The 24,060-nt window shown below is 58.6% G+C and carries 23 protein-coding genes; 11 read left to right on the top strand and 12 right to left on the bottom strand.

All coding sequences use genetic code 11. From position 1 onward, the window contains the following. Positions 1 to 55: 55 nt before the first annotated feature. Entirely contained in the window at positions 56 to 1,678 is a 1,623-nt protein-coding gene (gene pgi / locus K3J57_RS07405; protein WP_259794767.1) for a glucose-6-phosphate isomerase, read from the top strand. Positions 1,679 to 1,763: 85 nt separating this feature from the next. Here pgi and K3J57_RS07400 read toward each other — a convergent pair whose 3' ends face one another. Then, positions 1,764 to 2,726, bottom strand: a complete 963-nt coding sequence (locus K3J57_RS07400; RefSeq protein WP_259797694.1) for an alpha/beta fold hydrolase — start codon at positions 2,724 to 2,726, stop codon at positions 1,764 to 1,766. 52 nt (positions 2,727 to 2,778) lie between these two features. Next, positions 2,779 to 3,069: an SCP2 sterol-binding domain-containing protein gene (locus tag K3J57_RS07395; RefSeq protein WP_055192527.1), complete on the bottom strand. Its 291-nt coding sequence runs from the start codon at positions 3,067 to 3,069 to the stop codon at positions 2,779 to 2,781. A gap of 289 nt (positions 3,070 to 3,358) precedes the next feature. Between K3J57_RS07395 and K3J57_RS07390 the strand changes: the two genes are divergently transcribed. The 5 genes from K3J57_RS07390 (at position 3,359) to K3J57_RS07370 (ending at position 8,507) form a co-directional block, all read left to right on the top strand. After that, positions 3,359 to 3,916: a tetratricopeptide repeat protein gene (locus K3J57_RS07390; protein ID WP_259797693.1), complete on the top strand. Its 558-nt coding sequence runs from the start codon at positions 3,359 to 3,361 to the stop codon at positions 3,914 to 3,916. A gap of 32 nt (positions 3,917 to 3,948) precedes the next feature. Next, positions 3,949 to 6,834, top strand: a complete 2,886-nt coding sequence (locus K3J57_RS07385) for a helicase-related protein (RefSeq protein ID WP_259794763.1) — start codon at positions 3,949 to 3,951, stop codon at positions 6,832 to 6,834. Between the two features lie 57 nt (positions 6,835 to 6,891). Next, positions 6,892 to 7,263 carry an Hsp15 family ribosome-associated heat shock protein gene (locus K3J57_RS07380; protein WP_259774859.1) on the top strand — a complete coding sequence of 124 codons (372 nt, stop codon included), beginning with the start codon at positions 6,892 to 6,894 and terminating at the stop codon, positions 7,261 to 7,263. Between the two features lie 50 nt (positions 7,264 to 7,313). Then, on the top strand, positions 7,314 to 7,649 hold the full coding sequence (gene fdxA / locus K3J57_RS07375; RefSeq protein WP_173487004.1) for a ferredoxin FdxA: 336 nt from the start codon (positions 7,314 to 7,316) through the stop codon (positions 7,647 to 7,649). 351 nt (positions 7,650 to 8,000) lie between these two features. Further along, positions 8,001 to 8,507 carry a CarD family transcriptional regulator gene (locus K3J57_RS07370; protein ID WP_259797692.1) on the top strand — a complete coding sequence of 169 codons (507 nt, stop codon included), beginning with the start codon at positions 8,001 to 8,003 and terminating at the stop codon, positions 8,505 to 8,507. A gap of 60 nt (positions 8,508 to 8,567) precedes the next feature. On the opposite strand, the gene K3J57_RS07365 is transcribed toward K3J57_RS07370, so the two are convergent. After that, positions 8,568 to 9,362: an adenosylcobinamide-GDP ribazoletransferase gene (locus K3J57_RS07365; RefSeq protein WP_259797691.1), complete on the bottom strand. Its 795-nt coding sequence runs from the start codon at positions 9,360 to 9,362 to the stop codon at positions 8,568 to 8,570. Positions 9,363 to 9,457: 95 nt separating this feature from the next. On the opposite strand from K3J57_RS07365, the gene cobT reads away from it, so the two are divergent. Then, positions 9,458 to 10,477, top strand: coding sequence for a nicotinate-nucleotide--dimethylbenzimidazole phosphoribosyltransferase (gene cobT, locus K3J57_RS07360; protein WP_259797690.1), 1,020 nt, complete (start codon positions 9,458 to 9,460; stop codon positions 10,475 to 10,477). A gap of 38 nt (positions 10,478 to 10,515) precedes the next feature. On the opposite strand, the gene K3J57_RS07355 is transcribed toward cobT, so the two are convergent. The 3 genes from K3J57_RS07355 to K3J57_RS07345 form a co-directional block, all read right to left on the bottom strand. Beyond that, positions 10,516 to 11,733, bottom strand: a complete 1,218-nt coding sequence (locus K3J57_RS07355; RefSeq protein ID WP_311196516.1) for a PAS domain-containing protein — start codon at positions 11,731 to 11,733, stop codon at positions 10,516 to 10,518. Positions 11,734 to 11,835: 102 nt separating this feature from the next. Then, complete coding sequence (locus K3J57_RS07350; protein WP_259787034.1) at positions 11,836 to 12,306, bottom strand: Lrp/AsnC family transcriptional regulator; 471 nt, start codon at positions 12,304 to 12,306, stop codon at positions 11,836 to 11,838. Between the two features lie 91 nt (positions 12,307 to 12,397). After that, entirely contained in the window at positions 12,398 to 15,181 is a 2,784-nt protein-coding gene (locus K3J57_RS07345; RefSeq protein WP_259797688.1) for a hypothetical protein, read from the bottom strand. Positions 15,182 to 15,441: 260 nt separating this feature from the next. Here K3J57_RS07345 and K3J57_RS07340 point away from each other — a divergent pair, with 260 nt between their 5' ends. Then, positions 15,442 to 16,140, top strand: a complete 699-nt coding sequence (locus K3J57_RS07340; RefSeq protein ID WP_259797687.1) for an SIMPL domain-containing protein — start codon at positions 15,442 to 15,444, stop codon at positions 16,138 to 16,140. A 103-nt stretch (positions 16,141 to 16,243) separates the two neighbouring features. Here K3J57_RS07340 and K3J57_RS07335 read toward each other — a convergent pair whose 3' ends face one another. Further along, a complete protein-coding gene (locus K3J57_RS07335) occupies positions 16,244 to 17,536 on the bottom strand; it encodes an O-acetylhomoserine aminocarboxypropyltransferase/cysteine synthase family protein (protein ID WP_259794750.1) in 1,293 nt (430 codons plus the stop codon). Positions 17,537 to 17,948: 412 nt separating this feature from the next. Between K3J57_RS07335 and K3J57_RS07330 the strand changes: the two genes are divergently transcribed. Next, positions 17,949 to 18,362, top strand: a complete 414-nt coding sequence (locus K3J57_RS07330; RefSeq protein WP_259794748.1) for a VOC family protein — start codon at positions 17,949 to 17,951, stop codon at positions 18,360 to 18,362. A 27-nt stretch (positions 18,363 to 18,389) separates the two neighbouring features. Here K3J57_RS07330 and K3J57_RS07325 read toward each other — a convergent pair whose 3' ends face one another. Next, the gene (locus K3J57_RS07325) at positions 18,390 to 19,352 is read right to left on the bottom strand and encodes a GT-B fold glycosyltransferase domain-containing protein (protein WP_259797686.1); all 963 of its coding nucleotides are present in this window, start codon (positions 19,350 to 19,352) and stop codon (positions 18,390 to 18,392) included. A 270-nt stretch (positions 19,353 to 19,622) separates the two neighbouring features. Here K3J57_RS07325 and K3J57_RS07320 point away from each other — a divergent pair, with 270 nt between their 5' ends. After that, positions 19,623 to 20,051, top strand: a complete 429-nt coding sequence (locus K3J57_RS07320; protein WP_259797685.1) for a hypothetical protein — start codon at positions 19,623 to 19,625, stop codon at positions 20,049 to 20,051. A 37-nt stretch (positions 20,052 to 20,088) separates the two neighbouring features. On the opposite strand, the gene K3J57_RS07315 is transcribed toward K3J57_RS07320, so the two are convergent. The 4 genes from K3J57_RS07315 to K3J57_RS07300 all read right to left on the bottom strand — a co-directional run bounded on the left by K3J57_RS07315 (position 20,089) and on the right by K3J57_RS07300 (position 22,967). Then, positions 20,089 to 20,595: a flavin reductase family protein gene (locus K3J57_RS07315; RefSeq protein WP_259797684.1), complete on the bottom strand. Its 507-nt coding sequence runs from the start codon at positions 20,593 to 20,595 to the stop codon at positions 20,089 to 20,091. 198 nt (positions 20,596 to 20,793) lie between these two features. Continuing rightward, on the bottom strand, positions 20,794 to 21,852 hold the full coding sequence (locus tag K3J57_RS07310) for a YeeE/YedE family protein (RefSeq protein WP_259797683.1): 1,059 nt from the start codon (positions 21,850 to 21,852) through the stop codon (positions 20,794 to 20,796). A gap of 162 nt (positions 21,853 to 22,014) precedes the next feature. Then, positions 22,015 to 22,377 carry an ArsR/SmtB family transcription factor gene (locus tag K3J57_RS07305; RefSeq protein WP_055192692.1) on the bottom strand — a complete coding sequence of 121 codons (363 nt, stop codon included), beginning with the start codon at positions 22,375 to 22,377 and terminating at the stop codon, positions 22,015 to 22,017. Between the two features lie 206 nt (positions 22,378 to 22,583). Then, positions 22,584 to 22,967, bottom strand: a complete 384-nt coding sequence (locus K3J57_RS07300) for a thioredoxin fold domain-containing protein (RefSeq protein ID WP_259797682.1) — start codon at positions 22,965 to 22,967, stop codon at positions 22,584 to 22,586. A gap of 115 nt (positions 22,968 to 23,082) precedes the next feature. Here K3J57_RS07300 and K3J57_RS07295 point away from each other — a divergent pair, with 115 nt between their 5' ends. After that, on the top strand, positions 23,083 to 23,820 hold the full coding sequence (locus tag K3J57_RS07295; protein ID WP_259794739.1) for a cytochrome c biogenesis CcdA family protein: 738 nt from the start codon (positions 23,083 to 23,085) through the stop codon (positions 23,818 to 23,820). Positions 23,821 to 24,060 lie beyond the last annotated feature (240 nt).

Raw genomic sequence — 24,060 nt, 5'->3', positions numbered from 1 at the left:
GTGTATAGTCGGTTCAGTGCAGTGCAGGTTTCTACCCTATCAAACAGAGTGCAGTATGACATTTGAAAAGCTTGTAGCCCATCGGGCCGCGCATCAAGCTCAGCGTATTATTGACCTTTTCGACGCGCCCGACCGGGCAGAGATGTTTTCGACCGAAGCCCTGGACATGGTGCTTGACTGGTCAAAAACCGCGATGGATGACAACGCCGTATCGCTTCTTCTGGAACTCGCATCAGAGGCCGGGTTGGAAGATCGGCGTGAAGCCATGTTTTCCGGCGAACCCATCAACGAAACCGAAGGCCGGGCGGTGCTGCACACTGCGCTGCGCGCCACCACGGCGCGGCGGATTATGGTGGACGGGCAGGATGTCGTGCCCGAGGTTCAGGCGACGCTGGAACGGATGCGCGATTTCTCGACCCGGCTGCGGGCGGGACAGATCCGCTCCCCATCGGGGGGGCGTTTCAAACATGTTCTGAACATTGGGATCGGCGGGTCCGACCTTGGCCCGGTGATGGCTGTCCGGGCGCTGGCGCCTTATCATGACGGGCCCGACGTGCATTTCGTCTCAAACCTCGACGGGGCACATATTCACGACACGCTGCGCCGCCTCAACCCCGCGGAAACCCTGGTGATCGTGGCGTCAAAGACATTTACAACTGTCGAAACCATGACCAATGCCGAGGTGGCCCGCAAATGGATCGCCAATCAAGTTGGTGACGCTGCAGCCGCACTGCATTTCGTGGCCCTGTCCTCGAATGAAGAAAAGACCGCCGAGTGGGGCTTGTCGGCTGAGCGCGTGTTCGGTTTTGAAGACTGGGTTGGTGGGCGCTATTCCATGTGGGGACCAATTGGTCTGTCGATCATGATAGCGATCGGAGCAGATCGGTTTTCCGAGATGTTGGCCGGGGCACGGGCGATGGACACCCATTTCAGGTCCGCCAAAGGGCGCGAAAATATGCCGCTGATGCTGGCCCTTACGGGGATCTGGCACCATCAGATCTGTGGGTATCCCACGCGGGCGGTTTTGCCGTATGAGCAGCGACTTGCACGCTTGCCTGCCTATTTGCAGCAATTGGAGATGGAATCGAACGGCAAGCGTGTGGCGATGGATGGTACGGCACTGAAAGTGGTGTCCGGCCCGCTGGTCTGGGGCGAACCCGGAACCAATGGGCAGCACGCGTTTTATCAGCTGATCCATCAGGGGACTGCTGTGATCCCCTGCGAATTCATGGTGGCGCGGGAAGGGCATGAGCCTGACCTTGCAGATCAGCACAAACTTCTGGTCGCCAATTGCCTGGCTCAGTCGCAGGCATTGATGATGGGCCGGGGCAGGGAAGAAGCCGAAGCCCGTATGCGCGCCGCAGGTTTTGAGGGGGAGGAGCTGATCCGTCAGGCTGCCCACCGGGAATTCCCCGGCAACCGCCCTTCAACCACATTGCTTTACCCCAAACTGACACCGCGCGTGCTTGGTCAGATCGTGGCGCTTTATGAGCACAGGGTGTTTGTCGAAGGGGTGCTCCTCGGGATCAACTCCTTCGATCAATGGGGGGTGGAGCTGGGCAAAGAACTGGCCACGGCGCTGGTGCCGGTGGTGACGGGTGCGCAGGGTGTTGACGGGCTGGATGCCTCAACCGCCCGGATGGTCAGCTACCTGACCCACGGATCTGATGTAACGTAATTTTTGCAGATACGCTTTGGGGTCGGTGGGTAGGCCGCGTTTTTGAGCGGTCACGGGCAAAATCGGACTGAACGTGGCGTTCTTATCATACCGGCTCCGCAACGGAGGGCTGTTGGGAGGACAGGCAGGACAAGCTGTCATAGACCCGTTGCCGGATTTCCGCGCTTTCCATCAGGACCTCGTGTTCCGCCCCCTCAATCATGACCAGTTTGCCGTCTTGCCACCGTTGCATATGTTCATGGATCGGTGACGCCTGCACGATCCGTTCGCAACTGCCCAGAAAGGTAACGGTTCTGACCTTTGGTGGCGGGGTTAACATCAAGGCGCGGGTTTCTGACAATGCGGCGTATAACCAGCCTGCCGTCGGGCCCCCCAATGTCAGTTCCGGATGCGCCTCGGCCTGAGCCTTCATATAGCGATACATTTCTGGATCCGTGGTCAGCAGGTTATCGGCAAACGGGGCAAGAGACAGGTATGTTTCGCGCTGGGTGCCGGGGGTCAGCATATGTTTGAACGGGCTCATATGCAGGGCCCAGCTCAGGCTCCACGCCACTGGTCGCAATGCGGGCGCCATGGAGATCCCCCACATGGGGGCAGAGAAAATGGCCCCCTCCACAGGAAGATTGTTCAATAGGGCCCGCAATCCGATGCAGCCCCCCATGGAATGACCGATCAGGTACCAAGGGCGTGGGAGGTCAAGTTGCCGGGCCAGATCCACAAAAGCCTGAACATCCAGCTGATATTCTGCGAAATCCCCAACATGTCCAAGGATGCGGTCCTGTTCAGGGCGATCCGCAAGCCCCTGTCCACGCCAATCCACCGTCAGGGTATGATATCCCTGTTCAGACAGTTCTTTGGCGATAATGCCATATTTTTCAATATATTCGGTGCGTCCGGGAAACAGAAGAACGCTGCCCCGCAGGTTCGAGCCGGAAGTGGCCGGCCAATGGCCGGCCCGCAGGCGCACAGCATCCGTCGCGGTCAGCCAATAGGCCTGCCCGCCAGCGGGACCTTGTGCAATATCATGAAAAAGCGGTGCGTTCAGCATGGTGCCTCTTGCGCAGATTGATCGCGTGATCCGCCGCCCTTGGAAGAGGGGATCAGCTCAGGACGCTGCCCAGCTGCATCGCCAGCCCCATATTGCCATCCACGCTCAGCTTGCCGGTCATGAAGGCGGTGGTCGGGTTCAGGTTCCCGGCCAGAATGTCTTCGAAGACATCGGCATCTGCTTTCAGGGTAACATCCGCATCATCGTCACCTGCGCGCACACCGTTGCTGTCGAGGATGATGGCGCCTTCGCCTTCAATCTCGAATTTGGCGGTGCCAGCGTCAAATCCGCCGGTCAGTTTTTCGCTCAGGGCCGCTACGGCCGCAGTGATCACGTCGCTCACGTGCAATCCTCCATTGGTCACTTTACCTGAAGCGTTTCTGGATAAACTTGAGACACATGTTTATTCTGAAACGCTCACATCATTGATATCTCTTGCAGTGGTTCGGTTTTTCCCATTGTCAGGTCAATACCGAACCGCTTTAGTCATATAGGTGTTACCGAAACGCTAACCTAGACTTTACGTTGAGGTAAACTCATTTTTTCGCTGACGTTTGGGAATGTGAGGTTTGTTGATGGAAGGGGGAAAGCTTCCCCATTGTTCTGTCATTCCATGCGCGCTAGCCTTGGTCATGTTTCGTGTCCTTCACCTCTTTTTACTGATATCCACACTGGGTCTGCTGACGCCGGTGAGTGCACAGGCACAAGATCAGAGAGAGGTGCCGCTGGACGCCCTTTATGCCCAATTGGAACAGGCGGATGACAGCAACTGGCAGGCGCTGGAACAGGCGATCCAGAGCCGTTGGGCCCAAAGTGGCTCTGCCTCGGTTGACCTGCTTTATATGCGGGCCAAATCCGCCATCGAAGCGGGCGATCTTGATGGAGCGTTCTCACATCTGGGTGCCGTGACCGATCATGCCCCCGAGTTTGCCGAGGGCTGGCATTTGCGCGCCACGGCATTTTTCCGCGCAGAACGCTATGGGCTCGCGCTGGACAGTCTGCGCCGGACCCTGGCATTGGAGCCACGTCATTTTGATGCGCTGCAAGGGGTTGCTGTGGTGATGGAAATACTGGATGAACCTGACCGGGCCTTGGAAATGTACCATGAAGTCCTTGCTATACATCCGCGAAATCCGGACGTAAAAGAGGCGGTGGCCCGGCTGACCAAACAGCTGGCAACTGATCTCTGACCCGCAATCAGCCCGCAAAAAAAGGCCAACAGATGGTTTCCGATACAGCCCGTGCCGGCAATCGCATCACTGCGGTGCTTGGGCCCACAAATACCGGGAAAACCCATTACGCGCTTGAGCGGATGCTCAGCTATCGCACCGGTGTGATTGGCCTGCCCCTGCGTCTGCTGGCACGCGAAGTCTACGACAAGCTGGTTGGGTTGCGTGGGCCAAATGTGGTGGCGCTGGTAACCGGCGAAGAGCGGATCGTGCCGGATCGGGCGCAATATTGGGTCTGCACGGTTGAGGCGATGCCGCCGGGCATCGGGGCGGATTTCGTGGCCATTGACGAGATCCAGCTGTGCTGTGATCCAGAGCGCGGCCATGTCTTTACCGACCGTCTTCTGCATATGCGTGGCACCCATGAAACGCTGTTCCTCGGGTCGGATACGATGCGCGGGGTGATTGCGGCCCTCGTGCCGAAGGTCGAATTTCTGCGCCGTGAGCGGTTTTCCGAACTGGTCTATGGCGGATCGAAAAAGATCAGCCGGATGCCCGGACGCTCGGCCATTGTCGGGTTCTCTGTCGATAACCTCTATGCCATTGCGGAATTGATGCGCCGACAGAAAGGCGGGGTTGCGGTGGTCATGGGGGCGCTCAGCCCGCGCACCCGGAACGCCCAGGTGGCGATGTATCAAAACGGCGATGTGGACTACCTGGTGGCCACTGATGCGATCGGGATGGGGTTGAACCTCGATATCGACCATGTGGCGTTTTCCGCGCTGGAGAAGTTCGACGGCCGCCGGATGCGCCCGTTATTCCCGCATGAGCTTGCCCAGATTGCGGGCCGCGCTGGTCGGCATATGAACCATGGCTCTTTCGGTGTCACCGGAGAGGCACCGCCGATGGCGGAAGAGGTGGTTGAGGCCATCACGGCGCATCGTTTCACACCGCAGAAAAAACTGATGTGGCGCAATGGCGATCTGCAGATGGGCACCCCAGAGGCGCTGATCCGGTCGCTTGAGGCGCCAAGCGGTAACGAACACCTGACCCGCGCCCGAGACGCCGATGACCTCATTGCGCTGAAACTGGTATCTGCCGACGAAGAAGTGTCTGCCCGTGCCACTGATGGTGCCTCAACCCAGCTTTTGTGGGAGGTCTGCCGCCTGCCGGATTTCCGTGGCATCAGCCATGGTGAACATGCCAGCCTTGTCACCAGCCTGTTTAAGGATCTGCACCAGCATGCAGAGATTCGCGAAGACTGGTTCGCACGACAGGTGAAACGCATCGACCGCACCGATGGTGATATTGACACATTGTCGAAACGGTTGGCGTTTATTCGCACTTGGACATATGTGGCGCAACGCCGCGACTGGTTACGTGATGTTGCCCATTGGCGCGGGGCCACCCGTGCTGTAGAAGACCGATTGTCGGACGCATTGCATAATGCGCTGACCCAAAGATTTGTTGACCGGCGCACCTCTGTGCTTCTGCGCCGGTTGAAGCAGAAGGAGAGCCTCGTGGCTGACGTGAATGACAAGGGTGAAGTGACGGTAGAAGGCCAGTTTGTTGGCCGTCTGGAAGGGTTCCGGTTTAGCCAGGATGCCTCGCAATCCCCCGAAGAGGCAAAAACCCTGCGTGCGGCCAGCCTTCAGGCGCTGGCACCGGAATTCCATCTGCGGGCAGACCGATTCTATAATGCCCCAGATACGGAAATGGATTTCACCGAGCAAGGTGGCCTGATGTGGGGGGAATACGCGGTCGGGAAACTCGTCAAAGGTGACGATGTTCTGAAACCGCGTGTCGAGGCATTTGTGGATGAAGAAGCCGGGGCGGATGTGGCTGAAAAAGTCGCACGCCGTCTGCAGCACTTCATCGACCGGAAAGTGGCCGCGTTGTTTGAGCCGCTTTTGGCGATGCAGAAGGACGAAACCCTGTCCGGGCTTGCCCGCGGCTTTGCCTTCCGCATGGTCGAAGAGCTGGGCATTATCCCGCGCGACAAGGTCGCGGGGGAGGTCAAGGATCTTGATCAGGACGCCCGTGGGGTATTGCGCAAACATGGCATCCGCTTTGGTCAGTTCACCATTTTCATGCCGCTTTTGCTGAAACCGGCACCGACCCGGCTGCGTCTGGTGCTGCATTCGCTGTGGCAAAATCTGCAGGAATTCCCCGAAGCCCCGCCCCCCGGCCTCGTTACCATCCCGGTGATCGAGGCAGTGGATCCGTCGGCCTATCTTCTGTCCGGGTATCGTCCCGCAGGTGCGCGTGCGATTCGCATTGATATGCTGGAACGCCTGGCCGACCAGCTGCGTGTAGAGAACAGCCGCAGTGGTTTTGAAGCCAAGGCGGATATGCTGTCGATCACTGGCATGACCTTGGAGCAGTTTGCGGACCTGATGCAGGGGCTGGGCTACAAGGCCGAAAAAGGGGAGCGGGTGAAAGTGAAGGCTGAGGCAGAAGCCGAAGCTGGCGCGGATCCGAAGGAAACGCCTGCGGAACCACCGGTGGAACAACCGTCAGAAACGCCGGCAGAGGCGCCTGCGGAGCCCCCCGCGGAAATTCCTGCGGATGCCCCGCAAGAAGCCCCCTCAGAAACGCCGGGCGAAGTGGCTGCGGCAGACGTGGCCGAGATGGAAACGTTCTTTACGTTCACCTGGGGCGGGTTCAACCGCCGTCAGGGCGCGCGCAACCAAGGTGGTCGCCGCGACAGCGGTGAGCGGCAAGGGGATCGCAAAGCCCAGGGCGGCAAACGCCGTGAAGGTGGTCGTGATGGCGGCAAGCCGCGGGGTAAACCTCAGGGCGATCGTCGGGGCAAAGGGGGTAAACCCCAACGCGACAATAAACCCAAGACCTACACAACCGGGCCGTCGAACCGCGACAAGAAGGTTGATCCGGACAATCCGTTCGCGGCGCTTCTGGCGCTCAAGGACAAGGGTTAAGTGTAAGTGGCGGCAACGCCCACTGAAGAAACTCCTCCGGGCGGCGCGTCTGCCCGGATGCGGGCAGACAAATGGCTCTGGCATGCGCGGTTCTTCAAAACCCGCGGTTTGGCCACCAAGCTGATCGCGGCGGGGCATCTGCGGGTGAATGGAGAGAAGATCTCCAAACCTGCGTTCCAGATTGGCCCGGGCGACGTTTTGACATTTCCGCAGGCGCGCCTTGTGCGCGTGGTCAGAATTTCCCTGCTATCCGTGCGGCGTGGTCCCGCGCCTGAGGCGCAGACCCTGTATGAGGATCTGAGCCCGCCACAGGGGGAAAACGACTTTCCTCCAAATATGGGTGCTGCGCCAAAATTTGACGGAAAAGGGCGCCCAACGAAGAAAGATCGTCGCAACTTGATGAAAAGCGGGCAGCCCCCGCTTGATTGATCCGGCGCCTTCAAATAAGTGGGGCACAGCCAAAGGTTTGAGGATGCATCATGACTTACGTTGTTCAAGACAACTGTATCGCCTGCAAATACACCGACTGCGTCGAAGTCTGCCCCGTGGATTGCTTCTATGAGGGTGAAAACATGCTGGTCATCCATCCGGATGAATGCATCGACTGTGGCGTGTGTGAACCGGAATGTCCTGCAGATGCGATCCGGGCTGATACCGAGCCGGGAACGGAAAAATGGGTGGAATTCAACCGTAAATATGCCGAGCTTTGGCCGGTGATTGTTGAGCGCAAAGACCCGCTGCCGGAGGCTGAAGACCTGGATGGTGTCGAGAACAAGCTCGAAACCCATTTTTCGGAAGCTCCTGCTGAGCAGTAATCTCAGCCTGCCAAAGATCTGATTCGCCTGCCGGTCATGATATCGGGGGCGAATTTCGCGACACCAACCCTTTAATCCTTTGATTTACAACGGGTGGTGAGGGGTGGCGCGCGGCTGCTCTTTCGTCTGGTCTGTTTTTTTGATATACTGTGGCCAATGAAAGCCAGGATCCAAACATAGGATCAGGGTGGTGCAGATGGTCAGATGGGCCGCGCCACTCTCTGTCCGGGGGATGTTCCGATCAAATGACCATACCGAGGGGCGCGATTGCACCCCCGCGGTGTTTTTGTCGTCTGTTGAGGAGCGTCTTCGGCACCGTGCAAATGACCAGACTTGTGAAGGAAGACTTGTATGAGCAAGAAAACGAATGATTTCCGCCCGAACGACTATGTGGTCTACCCGGCCCATGGGGTTGGTAAGATCCTGTCGATCGAGGAGCAGGAAATCGCCGGAATTCAGCTGGAGCTGTTCGTCATTTCCTTTGAAAAAGACAAAATGACCCTGCGCGTCCCCACCCACAAGGCCACGGAAGTGGGCATGCGGGGACTGGCAAGTGATGCGGAAGTCACCAAGGCGATGGATACGCTCAAGGGCAAAGCCCGGGTCAAGCGCGCCATGTGGTCGCGCCGTGCGCAGGAATATGAACAGAAGATCAACTCGGGTGACCTGATTGCGATCGCTGAAGTGGTGCGTGACCTGCACCGCAATGACGACCAGCGTGAACAGAGCTATTCCGAGCGTCAGTTGTATGAAGCTGCACTTGAGCGCCTGACCCGCGAAGTGGCTGCAGTTGCTGGTGGTGATGAGCTGGCCGCGCAGAAAAAAGTCAGCGATGTCCTGACCTCGCGCGCCGCGTAAACCGGCCCGATCAGTGTGAATATCTGGATCCGCCGCCTGTGTCCTGCAGGCGGCGGATTTTTATGTCAGCAGGCTTGCCACAACAAACAGCCCGATAATTTCTGAGATCTGTTGACTGGCCCCCAGAACGTCGCCGGTCTGGCCTGCAATTTTTCGCTTGGCGACCAAAGCCAGCAGACCCATCGCCGCACCTGTCCAGATCAGAATGGGCAGAAGCTGCATACCAAGCAGCGCAAAACCCAGCACGAGGGTGAGGGCCGTGGCGACGCAGACGATTGAAATGGGCGGGCGGCCAACCGATTGTGCCAGCCCGTCACCGCGTGCGTTGGGCAGCAGATGCATGAGTATCACCATTGGCAGGCGGCTGATCATGCCGATGGCCATCAGGGGGATGACAGTGGAATAAGGCCCCCCCAGATCCGCGGCCAGATCAACGGCCTGACCCGCGGTCAGAACCGAAGTCAGGGCAAGCAGACGCGCCGCCAGAGACAGTCCAATGGCGATCACACCATAGGCGCCAATGCGGCTGTCTTTCATGATCTCCAGCCGTCTGACACGGTCATACCCGCCCCAAAACCCGTCCGCACAATCGGCCAGCCCATCCTCATGCAGGGCGCCGGTGATCAGGATCTGGACCGTCAGAAAGCTGACAGCCGCCAAAGGGGCGGGCAATCCGATCCAAATGAGCGCAAGTGCTGCGATGCTGGGGATTGCGGCAATCAGCAGACCCGCCAGCGGCCAGGCCCATGCGCTTTGCGCACCGCGCTCGAGGGCCAGGGTGCCATTCACCGGCACAGGTAACCGGCTGAGCAGCCCAAGGGCGGCGGGCACGTCCTGTGGGTGAAGAAGGGGCATGTCGTGTTTGGCCATATTAAGTCTTTTGTGATCTGGTTCGTTCCACCTCTCCTCGGTAAAGAGGAGAGAGCGAGGAATCAATCGGGGATCGGGCCATGTCAGACAAGTCATTTTCCACACTTGCGGAATTCAAGGCGCTTTTGGAGGGGGCTCGCGGGCCAGACACCGCTGCCGAAGCCGCAGCGCAGGACCGCAATGGGCAGCTGACAAAGCCACCGGGCGCGCTTGGCCGTCTAGAAGACCTCGCTATCTGGTATGCAAGCTGGCGCGGCAACGGGCGTCCGTCGCTCGAGGCGCCGCAGGTGATTGTTTTTGCTGGAAACCACGGTGTGACCGCCCGGGGCGTTTCCGCATTCCCGGCGGAAGTGACCGAACAGATGGTTCTGAATTTCCAGCATGGTGGGGCGGCGATCAATCAGTTGTCGAAAGCTTTTGGGGCAAAAATGGATGTGCATGCCCTGTCGCTGGACAAACCCACTGCTGATTTCACGCAGGCCCCCGCCATGAGCGAAGACGAGGTGGTTGCGGCGCTGACTGCGGGTTGGGAGGCGGTTGATCCCGCATGTGATCTTCTGGTGACCGGGGAAATGGGCATCGGAAATACCACCTCGGCCGCTGCCATTGCGCATGCTTTGTTCGGCGGAGCCCCCGGCGATTGGACCGGGCGTGGCACGGGGGTGGATGATGCGGGAATTGATCTGAAATCCCGCGTGGTTGCAGAGGGTCTGGCGGCAAATCCGCAAGCTTCGGAAAACGGTCTGGAGGCCCTTCGCTGTCTGGGCGGGCGTGAAATTGCTGCGATGGCAGGTGCAATTGCGCGTGCGCGGGTTGAGGGTATTCCGGTCATTCTTGATGGCTTTATCTGTTCGGCAGCGGCGGCCTGCCTGTCGGCAGTGGTGCCCGGGGCATTGGATCACGCTGTGGCAGGGCATGTTTCTGCAGAAGCCGCGCATGAGCGTGTTTTGACGCATATCGGCAAAGCCCCGCTTTTGTCGCTTGGGATGCGCCTGGGGGAAGGCTCCGGCGCGGCGCTTGCCATTGGCGTCCTGAAAGGTGCGATTGCCTGCCATTCCGGGATGGCGACCTTTGCCGAAGCAGGTGTCTCGGACGGGTAGGGGGACTCGCAACCCGGTTTTGCCACTCGGATACGGTGTCAGACACGCAGTTGCGAAATATCCTCTCCGAGCGTTGCAATGCTGTCCAGCTGGTGCTTGATCCGGTTTTGGAATGTCATCAATTGAGAGATGATGTCATCAAGAGCGTCCCCGGCGTCAGGCCGGCGGGCGCTTTCAATTTTACACATGACACGCGTTGTCGACAGGCCTAAAACGTGACGGTTCATGATGGCGCAGGCTTTGGTGATGCGGTCGGCTTCGTGTTTCACCTCGTGAAAGCAGGTGTCGCATTTCTGGACATATCGCGCAGCAATTTCGTCCATGTAACGGCGTTCATTGGTGATTGACACGTTTTCCCCCATGCTGCGGCGTTCCTTGTGCAATTGCTCGGCGCATTCTTTTAAGAGTTTGGCCATGCCCGACATGGTCATCGCGCTTTCTACCGCTCCGCGAATGGTTGAGAAGTTGCTGTTCTCCCCCAAAACATGGGTTTCAAACCATTGCGACATTTCCCGTGACATGATGCCATAGTTCTGTGAGAGGGTTGAAACAGGTCCCCCGGTGGGTTCCAGCCGCGAGGCGATTACACGCAGATTATGCGGAACGGTCCGCATGGCTTCAAATTGTGAAATGAGCTGTTGTGTCTGCTGTAGCAATGCCCCTGAAAGCTGGTGCATTTTCTGGAAATTATGAATGGTGCGGTCGCTGGGATGTTCCAGTTTCTTGTCCCGCGAAATCATTTCCTCGACCAAGCTCTGGGCCATGAATTGCTTGTAGCTTGCATAGCCATGTTCCGCGAGTTTTTCGAGCAGCAGGGTGGCGCTGTCCTGCGGCGTGATGGATGTATTCTGTTCCGTTTGCAGCACTTCGGAATATAGGTTTTCGATCAGCTCAAGCTTGCCGCAGGACGGTTTGATCCGCGCAGACAGATACCCGTTGCCGAAGGGAAGCATCGCGGCGAAAACCCAGTAATGCAGCCCGTCCTTTGCCCGGTTCTTGACATATCCGCTGATCGGATTGCCTTTTTTCAGCTCATCCCAGATCAGCCAGAAGACGCCCTTGGGCATGTCCGGGTGGCGAACGATGTTGTGTGGATGGCCGATTATTTCTGACCATTCATAATGTGCCACGCGTTTGAAAATGTCATTGCCTGAGCGAATGATCCCACGCTCATCGGTTCGCGAGAAGAAAATTTCATTCAGATGAAAGGGAGCTTCGCCTGTTTCAGGGCGAAAATCCTTGCGGCGCTCAATCATGGTCACGGTCAGACATCCAGAGTAAGAAATGGCTGCTCTGGAGTCTATGTGGCAGACCTTCCCGCTTGGTTAACGCTGGACGAAAATCTGCCAGAACGTCGCTTAAATGTCCGGAGACACGGGCAAAGGGGCGTCTGATTTCAACTGGTTCATCACGATTTGGCTTTGGACACGCGCGACTGAAGGATGTGGCAACAGAACATCATGGATCAGGTGATTGAGCGCAGCCAGGTTCGCGCAATAGACCCGCAGCAGATAGTCCGCCGCCCCGGTCAGGGTCCAGGCCGAAACCACCTCTGGATGGGTTTCGATCATGCGTGAAAAAGCTTGTGCCGCTTCTGGCGTGTGGCTCGACATTTCTACCTGAATGAAACTCTGCACAGACAGGCCCAGCTCCAGTGGATCCAGACGCACCGTATATCCTTTGACGATACCAAGCTCCTCAAGACGTTGCCTGCGGCGCCCTGCCTGGCTGGGGGACAGGTGCAGGATTTCCCCCAGTTCCTGGGCGGTGAGATGGGCATTTTTCTGGAGCGCCGACAAGAGGCGGGCATCTAGGTGATCCATAAGCATTTCCTGCAGAAATTTTTCACAAACCATAGTTCGTGCAGGTGGATCACGCAAGAAATTGCAAGATGGTGCGGAGTGTCTGTAAGTGGCAAGGTCAGCTGAAGGGAAGAATTTTCAGCGTGTTGGTCCGGGACCCCTTTTTGTAGACAAGCTGCCCTTCAGAGATCGACACCACCCGTCCGCCATCCAGACGATCCCCCACACCAACTTTGACATACCGGCCGTTGGACAATCGCACCAGTGCCTGGCGTTTTGCAGCACTTCCATAGATGCCAATCAACGCAACCTTGCGCAGCGGGATCGCATTTTTCATCGTGGCCTGTTTGGCCACAGACGCGCGGGTCGGCAGGGCAGGGGTGACAACCTGATTGGGCGGAGTTGCCGCAATGACCACCGATCCGTCTGATGCATCCGCGACCGGAGGCGCCGAGGAGACGATTTTATCAAAGCGACCGGGGCGCGGGCGGGGGAGGAGCGATCTGGTGATGGCCTGTTCCGTCGGGCTGACAAAAGCGGCCTGGGCTACGTTTTCTACGGCATTTGCGATGCTCTCAGCCTGAGCGACAGCCTGAACCTGAGAAATCAGCCCGGCTGGGCGTAGGGTCGGCGCTGGTGTGGCCAGTTCCTGACGGGTGCGGCCTGCAAACAACCGTTCCTCTTCAGTCAAAATCAACCCCTCAGGACGGAGCTGTGGGCGTTTGCCCGCCAGGGCGGGATCCGCCGTAACGGGGGCAGGCTGGCTTGTTTCCTCAAAAAGCCCGTCCGGCCTTATTGGCGGCACACGGGGGGGGAGCCCCGCAAAAACCATAATCCCGTCACGCGTCAGGCTACCTTCGGCCGTTGGGCGCACAAAACCGTTCTCATCCAGGTCAAATTTGGTCCCTTTTGGGGGTGGGGCAAGATGGCTGCCACCGGTCTGCGTCCCCGAGGCCAAGGTCTGAAGAGGGATGTCGGGCAAAGCGACCGCATCATGGGCAAGACCTTCCGGGTCAATCGAGGCGACATAAAGGTCGTCAATGGCCCCGGCAGGCGGACCGACGATGGCATCGGGGGCGCGTTCCCAGATGCCCGTGGCCGCGTAACGTGTTGCTGCGACTTCCTGAGAGAGCGGCTCAAACCCTTCAGACGTCGCAGCATCTGTGACGTCCAGATCTTCCGCCGCTTCCGGCTCGGCCTCCAGCTCTGCCGCGTCAATGCTGTCTGGTCCGGTTGTGATCGCACTTTCAAACTGGTCAGGCTGGTCGGGGAACAGTTCGCTGGCCTGATCCGATAGAAAGAACATCGACCATACGGCCAGAATGGCCATCATCAGGAGCAAACCGAGCACCAAAATCAGCCCGAGATATTTGCGCCGCCCCGCAGGCGTGTCACTGCGGCGTGCGCCAAAGACTGTCATCGCGTCGGTCTCGGAGGGGGACCGGTGGGCTTTGCCGGGTTGCGGGACTTTGGGGGCGCCTGACATTGCTCCGGGTGGTGGCGCGACAGCCATGTTCGACTGAGCTGCGGTGGAGCCCGGGCTGGTTTTCTGAGCGGGCTGTTTCTGCTTTGCCGGTTGAGCTGGTGCCGCGACAGGGGGCTTGTCCGCCCTGTCTTCGTTGGCAGAACGGGGGCCTTCTGGCGCCGGCTTTTCAGGTTTCTTGGCAGCTTTCGCCCCGTGTGGCCGTGCGGTGTTGTCGGTTTTCTGCGACGTCAGGGCGCCCTCAGCCGGGGGCGTAATGGTCTTGTTTTCCGCTCCCTCCAGCGAGGGGGCTGTCACGGGCACATGCACTTCTTGCGGCCGATGTGTGGGGGCCGCCGGGGGGGTGATGTGAAGTCGGGTCGCAACGGTTTTTGTCGGAACGGAGGGGGTGGTCTTTCCACCCGCTTGTGTATCCTGACCACTGCGCTGGCTTGCGAACGCGGGGGGGGCGGGTGTTTCTGCAGGTGTTTTGTTCCCCGCATCCGAAGAGGGGGGCTTGGAGGTGCTGCCAAGGGCGGAAGGTGGAGCCATATCGGAGCGGGGAGCCGAGGTCGGTGCCTCCGGGCGCTTGTCACTGCCCTGCGTGTCAGTGTTCTGTTCAGTATTCTGCCCAGCAAGGCTCTGGTCGCCGGGTTTGCCAGCATCCTTGTGAGGCTGTTTGGAACCACTTTTTTCTTCGGGAACAAAGTCAGGGGGAAAAGGCGCCAGAACGGGGGGGGTATCTGCCGTCGGGGTGGCATCATCCTGCTTTTCGCCATCCTGTGTCGACGCGTTCTCTTCAGGTTCGGCCAGAGGGGCGTTGCCACTCACCTCCGGTGTGTCTGTCTGGGCTGCGTCCAAAGCAGGCGTGTCCAAAGAGGAAAGGGATGCGCCGGTGCCCATCAGGATTGGAGGGGCAAGCTCATCAAGGTCCACCGTGGCCTCTTCCGGCAGGTGTTCCGCCGCGCAGGCCGTTTTGCCGAAACCGGCCACCCTCTCATAGCTGCCATGCGGGCGTGCCATGAAAGCAACCGGGTTCAGCCGATTTTCCACGGCAAAGCTTTCCGCTTCCTTCAGGGTTTCGCGAACCACAACCGCCACATGGGCCATGTCGCCATCGGCATACCAGTCAAACACCAGCTCATCGACCGGGTAGGGGGTTAGCCCTTCCAACCCTTCACGGATGCGGGCCTCGCGGGTGATGTCATCGGGGCCGGGGGCTGTCATGGTTGTGAACAGCAGCTGAGAAGGAGGGATGATCAGCGAGGTGGCAAATCCACCGGTGTTCAGATCCACGGCCCGTTGGCGCATCATGCCCAGTTGTGCGGGCAGGTCCGCTGCATCCAGCTTAACCTCGCCAACAAGGGACCAGCCGCCCTTTCCGCGGTGCATCAGGGCGATTCCCTCATGGGTGAGATCAAGCGCAAATCCTGGCGTCATACCGGTGTTCTTTTCCCTTGTCGCATCTCCGGTGCCGTTCCATGCGCACGTCACCGCAGCCATTGCGTCTTTCTGATCCTGTGGCATTTGCCAAAACACGAGAGGACCCAGCCAGCCCAATACCCGCTTGCAATTTAGGTCCAATAACCGCCTGCCAAGCCGAAACTACAGCAGGAAATTGCCCATGGAAAGAGTGGGAGGGTGCAATTGATTGAACAAGGCGGGAAATGGCGCAAGCTGGCGTGAGATAGGAGAGTAACATGAAGAAATTACTTGCTGTTTTTGGGATTGCGCTCTGCATGGCAGGTGCTGCGCAGGCGGATATGGGCCCCTTGCCAAAGGTGCAGGTCAGCGGGCAGGGCACGGTGTCGGTTGCACCCGATCTCGCGCGGATCCGTCTGGGGGTGCGTCAGCAGGCAAAAGAGGCGGCAGAGGCCAGCGGTCAGGTTGCCGTGGCGATGTCCTCGGTTTTGGAAAACCTGCGCAAGGCGGGCATTGCCGAAAAGGATATGCAAACCACCCAGCTGCGTCTTTCGCCCATGATGGATTATTCTGGCAACACGCCCCCCCGACAGGTCGGGTTCGAGGCCATATCGACGCTGACAATTGTCGTGCGCGACCTCACAGATCTGGGACCGGTTCTGGACCGGGTGATGCGTGCCGGGGCCAACCAGTTCGAAGGATTGAGTTTTGATCTGAGCGACCGGCAGGCTGCCGAGGATCAGGCCCGTGCCGCGGCGGTCAAAGACGCAGTTCACAAGGCCAATCTGTTGGCTGAGGCCGCGGGGGTGTCACTTGGGCCGGTGCTGCGGATCAGCGAAGGGGGCGCCTCTCCGTCGCCCCAGTTCGGTATGGCGCGCATGTCGATGGAGGCAGACGGAAACATGCCGATCGCGGCAGGGGAAATCGAAATCTCAGCGCAGGTTCTGATGGAGTTTTCTCTGGGCGTTGAGAATTAATAACGCTCTGTAAGCTGTTGTAAATAAAAAGAGCCGCCTGATGAGGCGGCTCTTCCTTTTTGTCAGTAAGATTTAAAGCGTATCAAGTTCATCCCGAAACGCTTTAGGAACAGGCGGTGCCCAGTGCCTGATCAAGGTCAGCGATGATGTCATCGGCATCCTCGGTTCCAATGGACAGGCGCACCACATTGGGGGCCGCACCCGCCATCACCTGCTGCTCTTCGCTCAGCTGGCGGTGGGTGGTCGAGGCCGAGTGGATGATCAGCGAGCGGGTGTCGCCAAGATTGGCCACATGGCTGAACAGTTTCAGACTGTCGACCAGTTTGGTGCAGGCATCATACCCGCCCTTGACCGCTACAGTGAACAATGCGCCGGCGCCTTTCGGGCTGATCTTGTCGGCCAGCGCCTTATAGGGTGAGCTGTCGAGGCTGGCCCAGGTCACGCCGTCGATCCGGTCATCCGCTTCCAGCCATTCTGCCACTTTGCGCGCATTGGCCAGATGTTTTTCCATCCGCAGCGACAGGGTTTCGATCCCCATCAGCGTGTAATGCGCGGCCTGCGGGTTCATCGTCATGCCGAGGTCGCGCAGACCGATGGCGATGCCGTGGAACGTATAAGCCATCGGGCCAAGCGCCTGACCGAAGCACAGCCCGTGATAGGCCGGTTCCGGCTGGCTGAGCGACGGGAACTTGTCGTTTTGCATCCAGTCAAACTTGCCGCTATCGACAATTGCCCCGCCGGTCACGGTGCCATTGCCGGTCAGGTATTTGGTGGTGGAGTGCACAACAATGGTGGCGCCAAGCTCGATCGGGCGCACCAGGTAGGGGGTGGCCGAGGTGTTGTCAACAATCAGCGGAATGCCGGCCTTGTTGGCAATTTCGGCCATGGCCGGAATGTCGGTGGGCACGCCCGCCGGGTTGGCAAGGGTTTCGCAGAAAAGCGCGCGGGTGTTGTCGTCAATCGCGGCTTCCACGGCGGCCGGATCATCAAAGTTCACCAGCTTGGCTTCCCAGCCGAACCGTTTGAACGTCTGGGTGAACTGGGTGACCGTGCCGCCATAAAGCTTGTTTGAGGCCACGATGTTCAGCCCCGGTCCCATCAGCGGAAACAGCGCCATGATTTGGGCAGCGTGACCGGAAGAGCAGCAGACTGCGCCCGCGCCGCCTTCGAGTTCGGCAATCCGGTTTTGCAGCGCCCCCACGGTCGGGTTGGTCAGGCGCGAGTAGATATAGCCGACTTCTTCAAGGTTGAAGAGGCGCGCGGCGTGTTCGGCGTCTTTGAATACATAGGCGGTGGTCTGGTAAATCGGAACCTGACGGGCGCCGGTTGCCGGGTCCGGAGCGGTGCCGGCGTGAATTTGCAGTGTGTCAAAACCCAATTGACGTTCTTCGGTCATGTCTGTCTCCCTAAACTCGTTGCCGGCAGGCTAGGCGAAAGACGAAACCGCTTCAATAACAGGGTGCACCCGCCATTGGAAAGGGGAGGGGATTTGCAGCAGTTTCAAAGCGCGAAACAATATTCCGCAAATATCATGCTTTTTGGGATGTCGTTTCGTGGTGAGGCGGGGTTTGTAACAAAATATTGCAGGTTGTGGTGACGACAGGGCAAGTTTGCCGCGCAGGATGGGTGTTTCGGAACAACCCTGTGCTTCAAGTTGATCCCGGAACGCTACAAGAGATATCAATATTGTGGGCGTTTCGGATTAAACATGTGTGTCAAGTTTATCCCGAAATGCTTTAGGGACAATGTCATTGTATTTCCCGGATGATGGACCCGTCGGGGGATGCATTCTCTCAGAAGGACCGCACATGCTGACACCTTTTCATCTTGCCATCCACGTAACGGATCTGGATCAAACCCGCAGATTTTATCGGGACATTCTTGGCTGCGAAGAGGGCAGGTCGACCGACAGTTGGGTGGATTTCAGTTTTTTCGGACACCAGTTGAGCCTGCATCTGGGCCCCCCTTTTTCGACGACGAAGAGCGGGAAAGTCGGGGCGCATATGGTGGCGATGCCGCATTTCGGCGTCGTGTTGCCTTATGAGGACTGGCGCGCGCTGGCCGACCGATTGGAGGCAGCCGGGGTGGAATGGGCAATTGCCCCTACTGTGAGGTTCGAAGGGGAGCCGGGAGAGCAATGGACCATGTTCTTTCACGATCCATCCGGAAACCCCATTGAGGTCAAAGGGTTCCGGGATCTTTCTCAAGTCTTTGCCAGCTGATTTTCCGCTGGCGAAGATTTGGGGCGTTCAGCGCAGCCAGAACCCTTCGCGCTTGATCTTGTTGCGAAGGATCTGTTCGCGCCGGGGAAGGTCATTGCGGTCAAACATGGCGCGCACCTTTTGGCCACGCCCCTGAAAGATCATTCGCAACATCGGTTCATATTCTTTCAGCACCTTCTTGACCCTGTTCGGCGCCGAGGCCGTTTCGATGACCTCGATCACCCGGTCACTTTCGCGCGCATAAGCAAGCGGCAGAACCCGCCAGTGGCAGGTGATATCCCCGTCCAGCCCCGCCAGCTCCGGCCCCGGCCGTCCGCCTCCGAAAGATGAGATCACAAGGGGCAGGGCAATCTGGTCGAGCCAGGGATACAGCTCCTGACAGACCAGCGCCTCGGGCGCGTCGTCGCGGATTGCCAGCGCATATTCCAGAAAACGGGCGCCAAACTGACGGGGGCAGGCGCCAAAGAACCAGCCCGCATTGAAATACATATAGCGTTCCCAATGCTCATCCGGTTGGCCAAGATCAAGTGAGCCATCGAAGTCGAGGTCGAACTTTTCATAAAGCGCACGCCATGTGTCGGCATATCCCGGACCGTAAAGTTCAATCTTTGGCCAGGTGTTTTCCCGCCGCATCGAGGCGGAGGGGCGATCGAAATTCAGATCCATGTCAGACAGTTTTCCGGTGACCACCGTGTCACTGTCAAAAAAGATAAAAGGCTCGCCTTCAGGCATTTCCAGCAGCGCCTCAATCTTATTGGCATTTGGATAGCTTGCCCCGAAATGGTGGTTCTGGAATGGCAGGATTTCTGCCCCCATGTCCTCAAGCGCCTCCCGCACCGAAGGGCGAATGCGCGGATCATCGGGCCACGCGTCGCCGGGTTGGGGTTCGGCAACAAAGATGCGCCCGGAAAACTCCGGATCGGATTGGCGCAGCGAGGCCACAAAAAGCAATGCCTCATAGGAAAGACGGCCAGATTGCCCAACAATCATGATGTTGAAAGCAGCCTTTTGGGGAGTGTCGCCCGAAACGCGTGGGGCGCGTGCCTTGGGGGCGCCCTTTTTCTGCGCACCGGTGCCGGTCCGCTTTGGGTTTGCTCGCTTTTTTGCCGATTTTACCATTGCTCTTTGCCTGCTTTGGTCTTTTCGGGCAGTATAGGTGGGAAAGCAGGCGCCGCATAGGGGCGCTTTCGCGTGAATGTCGCGTGGATTTCAGGCAAGCCTTTGTCTGCGCGGGATTTCGCCTGCATGTGAGGAGTAATCATGATGGGACTTGTTCCGAAATTATCCGTATTGGGGATGACCGCGTTGGGGGCACTTGCCAGCCCCGCGGCATCGCAGCCTTTCACCACCGCCGCAGAAGTGCGTCCCATTCTTGATGCCACGCAGGCCAATTGGGTGGCTTTGCGGGAATATGATGGGCAGGACCTGCTTTATTTCACCCACCTCCTCGCGTGGCGGTGCGGGTTGGAGCAGGTGCAGTTTTCCGTGAATGGGGGCGATGTGCAGATTTTTGAGTTGGAGCCCTGCTATATGGACGAAGCCCAGCCCAACGCCATCAAGGCAACGGACAGCCTGCCTTTCCTGAATTTCCCGCTCAATTCGGTTGAGCAGGTGGACGTGACACTGACCTATGATGACGGGGCAACCGCGTCAGGCAGCTACGCGCGGGCCAATATCCTGATGAACTGAGACCCCGCCCAAGTGCCCGGAAAGCGGACAGGGGCCGTCATACCCCTTCTCTGAACGCGCCAAACTTGCCTGCTCGAAAGGCAAGGGAGGCAGACATATCGTGACTGGCGCGCAGCACCCGGCCGAGGATGATCGAATGGTCTCCCCCATCCATCACGCGCTCTGTGACACAATCCAGACGCGCCGTGCAGCCTTCCAGATGCGGGACACCATGATCGTCGATTTGGTGCGGCACTCGCGTGAAATCATCGCCATTGCGGGCAAAATGCTGCGCCAGTTCGCGCTGGGTTTCGGCAAGAATGTGGATGGCGAAATGCTCTGCCGCGACAAAAACATCATGGCGGGCCGAGACAAGCGCGGGACACCACAATACCAATGGCGGGTCGAGGGAAACCGACGTGAAACTGTTCACCGTCATGCCGACAGGTTGCCGCTTCCCCGCGATCAGGGCAGAGGTGGTCACAACCGTGACACCGGTCGGAAAGGTCCCGAAAACGCCCCTCAGTTCTGCGGCATGTTCCGGGCCGGGATTGAAACTCTTCATCTGGTCTGTCTCGCGCGTTGCAGATCCGTTGTCGCGCGACCCTATAAGGCAGGGCGGGTGGTGAAAAGGTCAAAAGCGGCAAATTTTGCAGCTGATACGCAGTGTTCCGTCAATCTTCATGAGGATTGACCGGTCTGAATGTCTGGCCCGAATATTTGGCCTGAATACCCGGTCTTTCCTGCCGCCGGCGAGAGATGCCTATTCAGCGATGGCAAAACCTGAAATCAGGTGGCGCAGCCCGATGGCTGCCCCGGCGACAATGGCCAGAAAGGTGACCGGTGCGCCGTAATACAGAAGCGCAAAGGCCGACAGCCCCTGACCAATGGAACACCCGAAGGCAACCACCGCGCCGACCCCCATGATCGCCGCTCCGAGGATCTGCCGTTTCAACTCGCGCGGGTCTTCACAGGCTTCCCACCGGAAATGCCCCAGCCGCAGGCTGCCGAGAAAGGCACCAAGCAGGACCCCGACCACAGATCCGACACCAAAATTCAGGTCATTTCCGGAAGAGGTCATCAGATAGATGATCAGGTCGCCAATGGGGGCAGAATAGGTATGGCTTTCCACAGGGGTCGCTGAAAACCCGTTGGTGAAGACCCAGAAGGTCCCCCCCCAGCCGATCACCACCGCAAGCCCCACGATTGCCCCCCAGAAGATCTTGTCTTTTGCCGCGCGCAATTCCGGGCTGGCGAGCATGCTGATCAGGATGAGAGCGCCGATCCCGATGCCAATCGCGGAGGGGGAAAGCCCTGTTGTTGTGCTTAGCCCATGGGCCAGCGAGGGCAGGGCCGTCGCCTCTGCGGGTGTCTCGGGGAACAGCCAGATGCGCCATTGTGCAAGAGGGCCGGAAATGGCCACATAAGCCGACAGGCCCATGACCAGCACAATCACGAAGCTGCGCAGATCCCCGCCGCCCAGCCGGGCCAGCGCGCCAAAGCCGCAATTGCCTGACAGGGCCATGCCATAGCCGAAGGCCAATCCGCCAATGATCGACGCCAGCGGGTTCCATCCAAGGCGCAGATAGACGGCTTCCTCCGCGTTGAGCATGCCTGTCCCGATCAGCGCAAAGGTTCCGATCATTGCCACGCCGATGGCTACCCCCCACATCATCAGGCGCACCCGTGACCCACCATAAAGTGCATCTTCGATAGCACCCAGTGTGCAGAAGCGGCCAAGGCGTGCAGACAGCCCCAGAAGGATGCCCCCCACCAGCCCCACAATCGCTGCCAGGTTGGCGTCTGAAATCCAGTCCAGCATGGTCGCTCCTCCCAAAACAAACCAAAATTTCCTGACCGGGATAATCCCGCACAGACGTCGTTTGCGCCGGGCACACTGATTTACAGCTGCGCCGTTCGGTCATGGTTTCAGATGTTTGTCCGGCCGCTTGGTCACGCGGTGACCATAAGGTTGGCGTTGCGGTTATTCCGCAGCCTTGTGCGTGTCCGTTTTTCCAACCGTGCAGAACATCTCGTAAATCACTTCGAGGATGCGCCGGGGGCGGTCGTCGGTCAAGGAATAGTAGATGGTCTTGCCGTCGCGCCGGGGGGTTACCAACCCTTCCAGACGCAGTCGGGCCAGTTGCTGTGACACGGCGGCCTGACGGGCAGAAAGCAGTTTTTCCAGCTCGGTTACGGATTTCTCGCCGGTGACCAGATGGCACAGGATCATCAGACGTCCTTCGTGACTGATCGCCTTAAGCAGGGTCGATGCGTCACAGGCGCTGGACATCATCTGATCCAACTCTTCGCTTGTCATGTCTTCGCGAATGACGGGTAGGGCCATCTTGCGATCCTCTGGTTGCTCCGGCGGTGGGCCCGCCGGGGAGTGTTTGTGCAGCGCTGTGCCAAGAGGAACCCGGCCCATGCGCAGACAGCCCGGTCATTGCGTCCGGGGCGCGTCTGTATACTATATAGAAGAGCTTGATTGAATTGCAAAGGTTTCGCAACAATCACGGATCCGTGTAGAGAGGGGACGCCGAGGGCCGGATCTCAGCCTTCCGGCTGGGCAAAACGCGTGTGTTCCAGCAGCATCTTTTCCAGCAGCCCCCAGAAGAAATCCTCCCCCGGATATCCTTCGATCCGCGCCATTTCCCGACCGTCTTCCACAAGCAGGAAGGTCGGGGTGAAGGACACGGGGCGGGCCAGTGTGAACCCGAGTGTCTCTTTGCGGGTTGCGCGCAGGTTCATTTTGCTCAACGGGGCAAATTTTCCTTCCGGAGTTTTTGGGTAAATTGCCCCCAGATCATGCTCCCACTTCGCACACCATGCGCAACCGGGTTCTTCCACCATCACCAGTTCGGCCGCGTCAGCGGTCAGGGCAAAGCTGGCGAAGACCATGAAAGCGGCGGCAATCTTGGAAAATGTGCGGCGCATGAAGAGACCCCGGTTGACCTTGTTTCAATACAACACATAAGTTGAATATGTTTTGACCGCAAGCCGTGTTCGGTGTCCGTTGGGGGCAAGCAGCGGTAAGCAGGTGGGGATGGAAATGCTCGAGATCAGTTTTGCAGGGGCGGCGCTGGCCGGTCTTCTGTCCTTTGCCAGCCCCTGCATCCTGCCGATGGTGCCCTTCTATCTAAGCTATCTGGCCGGCCTGTCGATGAGTGAGTTGCAGGACGAAGGCGGGATTGCCCCCGGTGCCCAACGGCGCTTGATCCTCGCAGCCCTTGCCTTTGCCTTGGGGGTGACAAGTATTTTTGTGCTTCTTGGGTTGGGCGCCACGGCGTTGGGAACGGCTTTTGCGCAATATAAACCTGTTCTGGCCTATGTGGGGGCGGCGCTGCTGGTGGTCTTTGGGCTGCATTTCCTGGGGATCTGGCGGATCGGGTTCCTGTATCGAGAAGCCCGTCTGGACAGCGGTGCGGATCCGAGTTCGATTATGGGCGCCTATCTGATGGGGCTGGCATTCGGCTTCGGCTGGACCCCCTGTGTGGGGCCTGTTCTGGCGTCGATCCTGATGATTGCGTCAGGGATGGGGGATCTGACCCGCGGAGCGGCGTTGCTGGCGGTGTATGGCGTGGGGATGACGGCCCCGTTTGTCCTGGCTGCATTTTTTGCAAAAGGGTTTATCCGCTGGGCGGCGCGCCATCGCAAATATCTTCCCGTGATGGAAAAGGTAATGGGGGGGATGTTGATCCTCTTTGCGGTGTTGATTGCTTCGGGGCAGGTCAATGTGATTGGACAATGGTTGATCGACTGGTTTCCGGCGCTGACCCGCCTGGGGTGAGCAAGAGGAATCACGTCTGTGATCCCCCGATCTTCCCCGCGAAATGGATCTTGCCCTGATAGCACAACGCATGCCCGCGCTGGGTGTCAGTGGCGAATTGTCAGATCGGCGAGGGGTGGCTTCCGCCGCAAATATGCCCCGTATACAACAGGATACATCTGTTTTATCAGGGAGCTTCGGAAGAATGTTTCGCCAATTTATACGAATAATTCAAATAATAGAATTTGATATTGCGAAAAT

The sequence above is a fragment of the Aliiroseovarius crassostreae genome, assembly GCF_025137635.1.
In the GTDB taxonomy this organism is placed as follows: domain Bacteria; phylum Pseudomonadota; class Alphaproteobacteria; order Rhodobacterales; family Rhodobacteraceae; genus Aliiroseovarius; species Aliiroseovarius crassostreae.
This window is presented reverse-complemented; position numbering and strand designations above follow the sequence as displayed.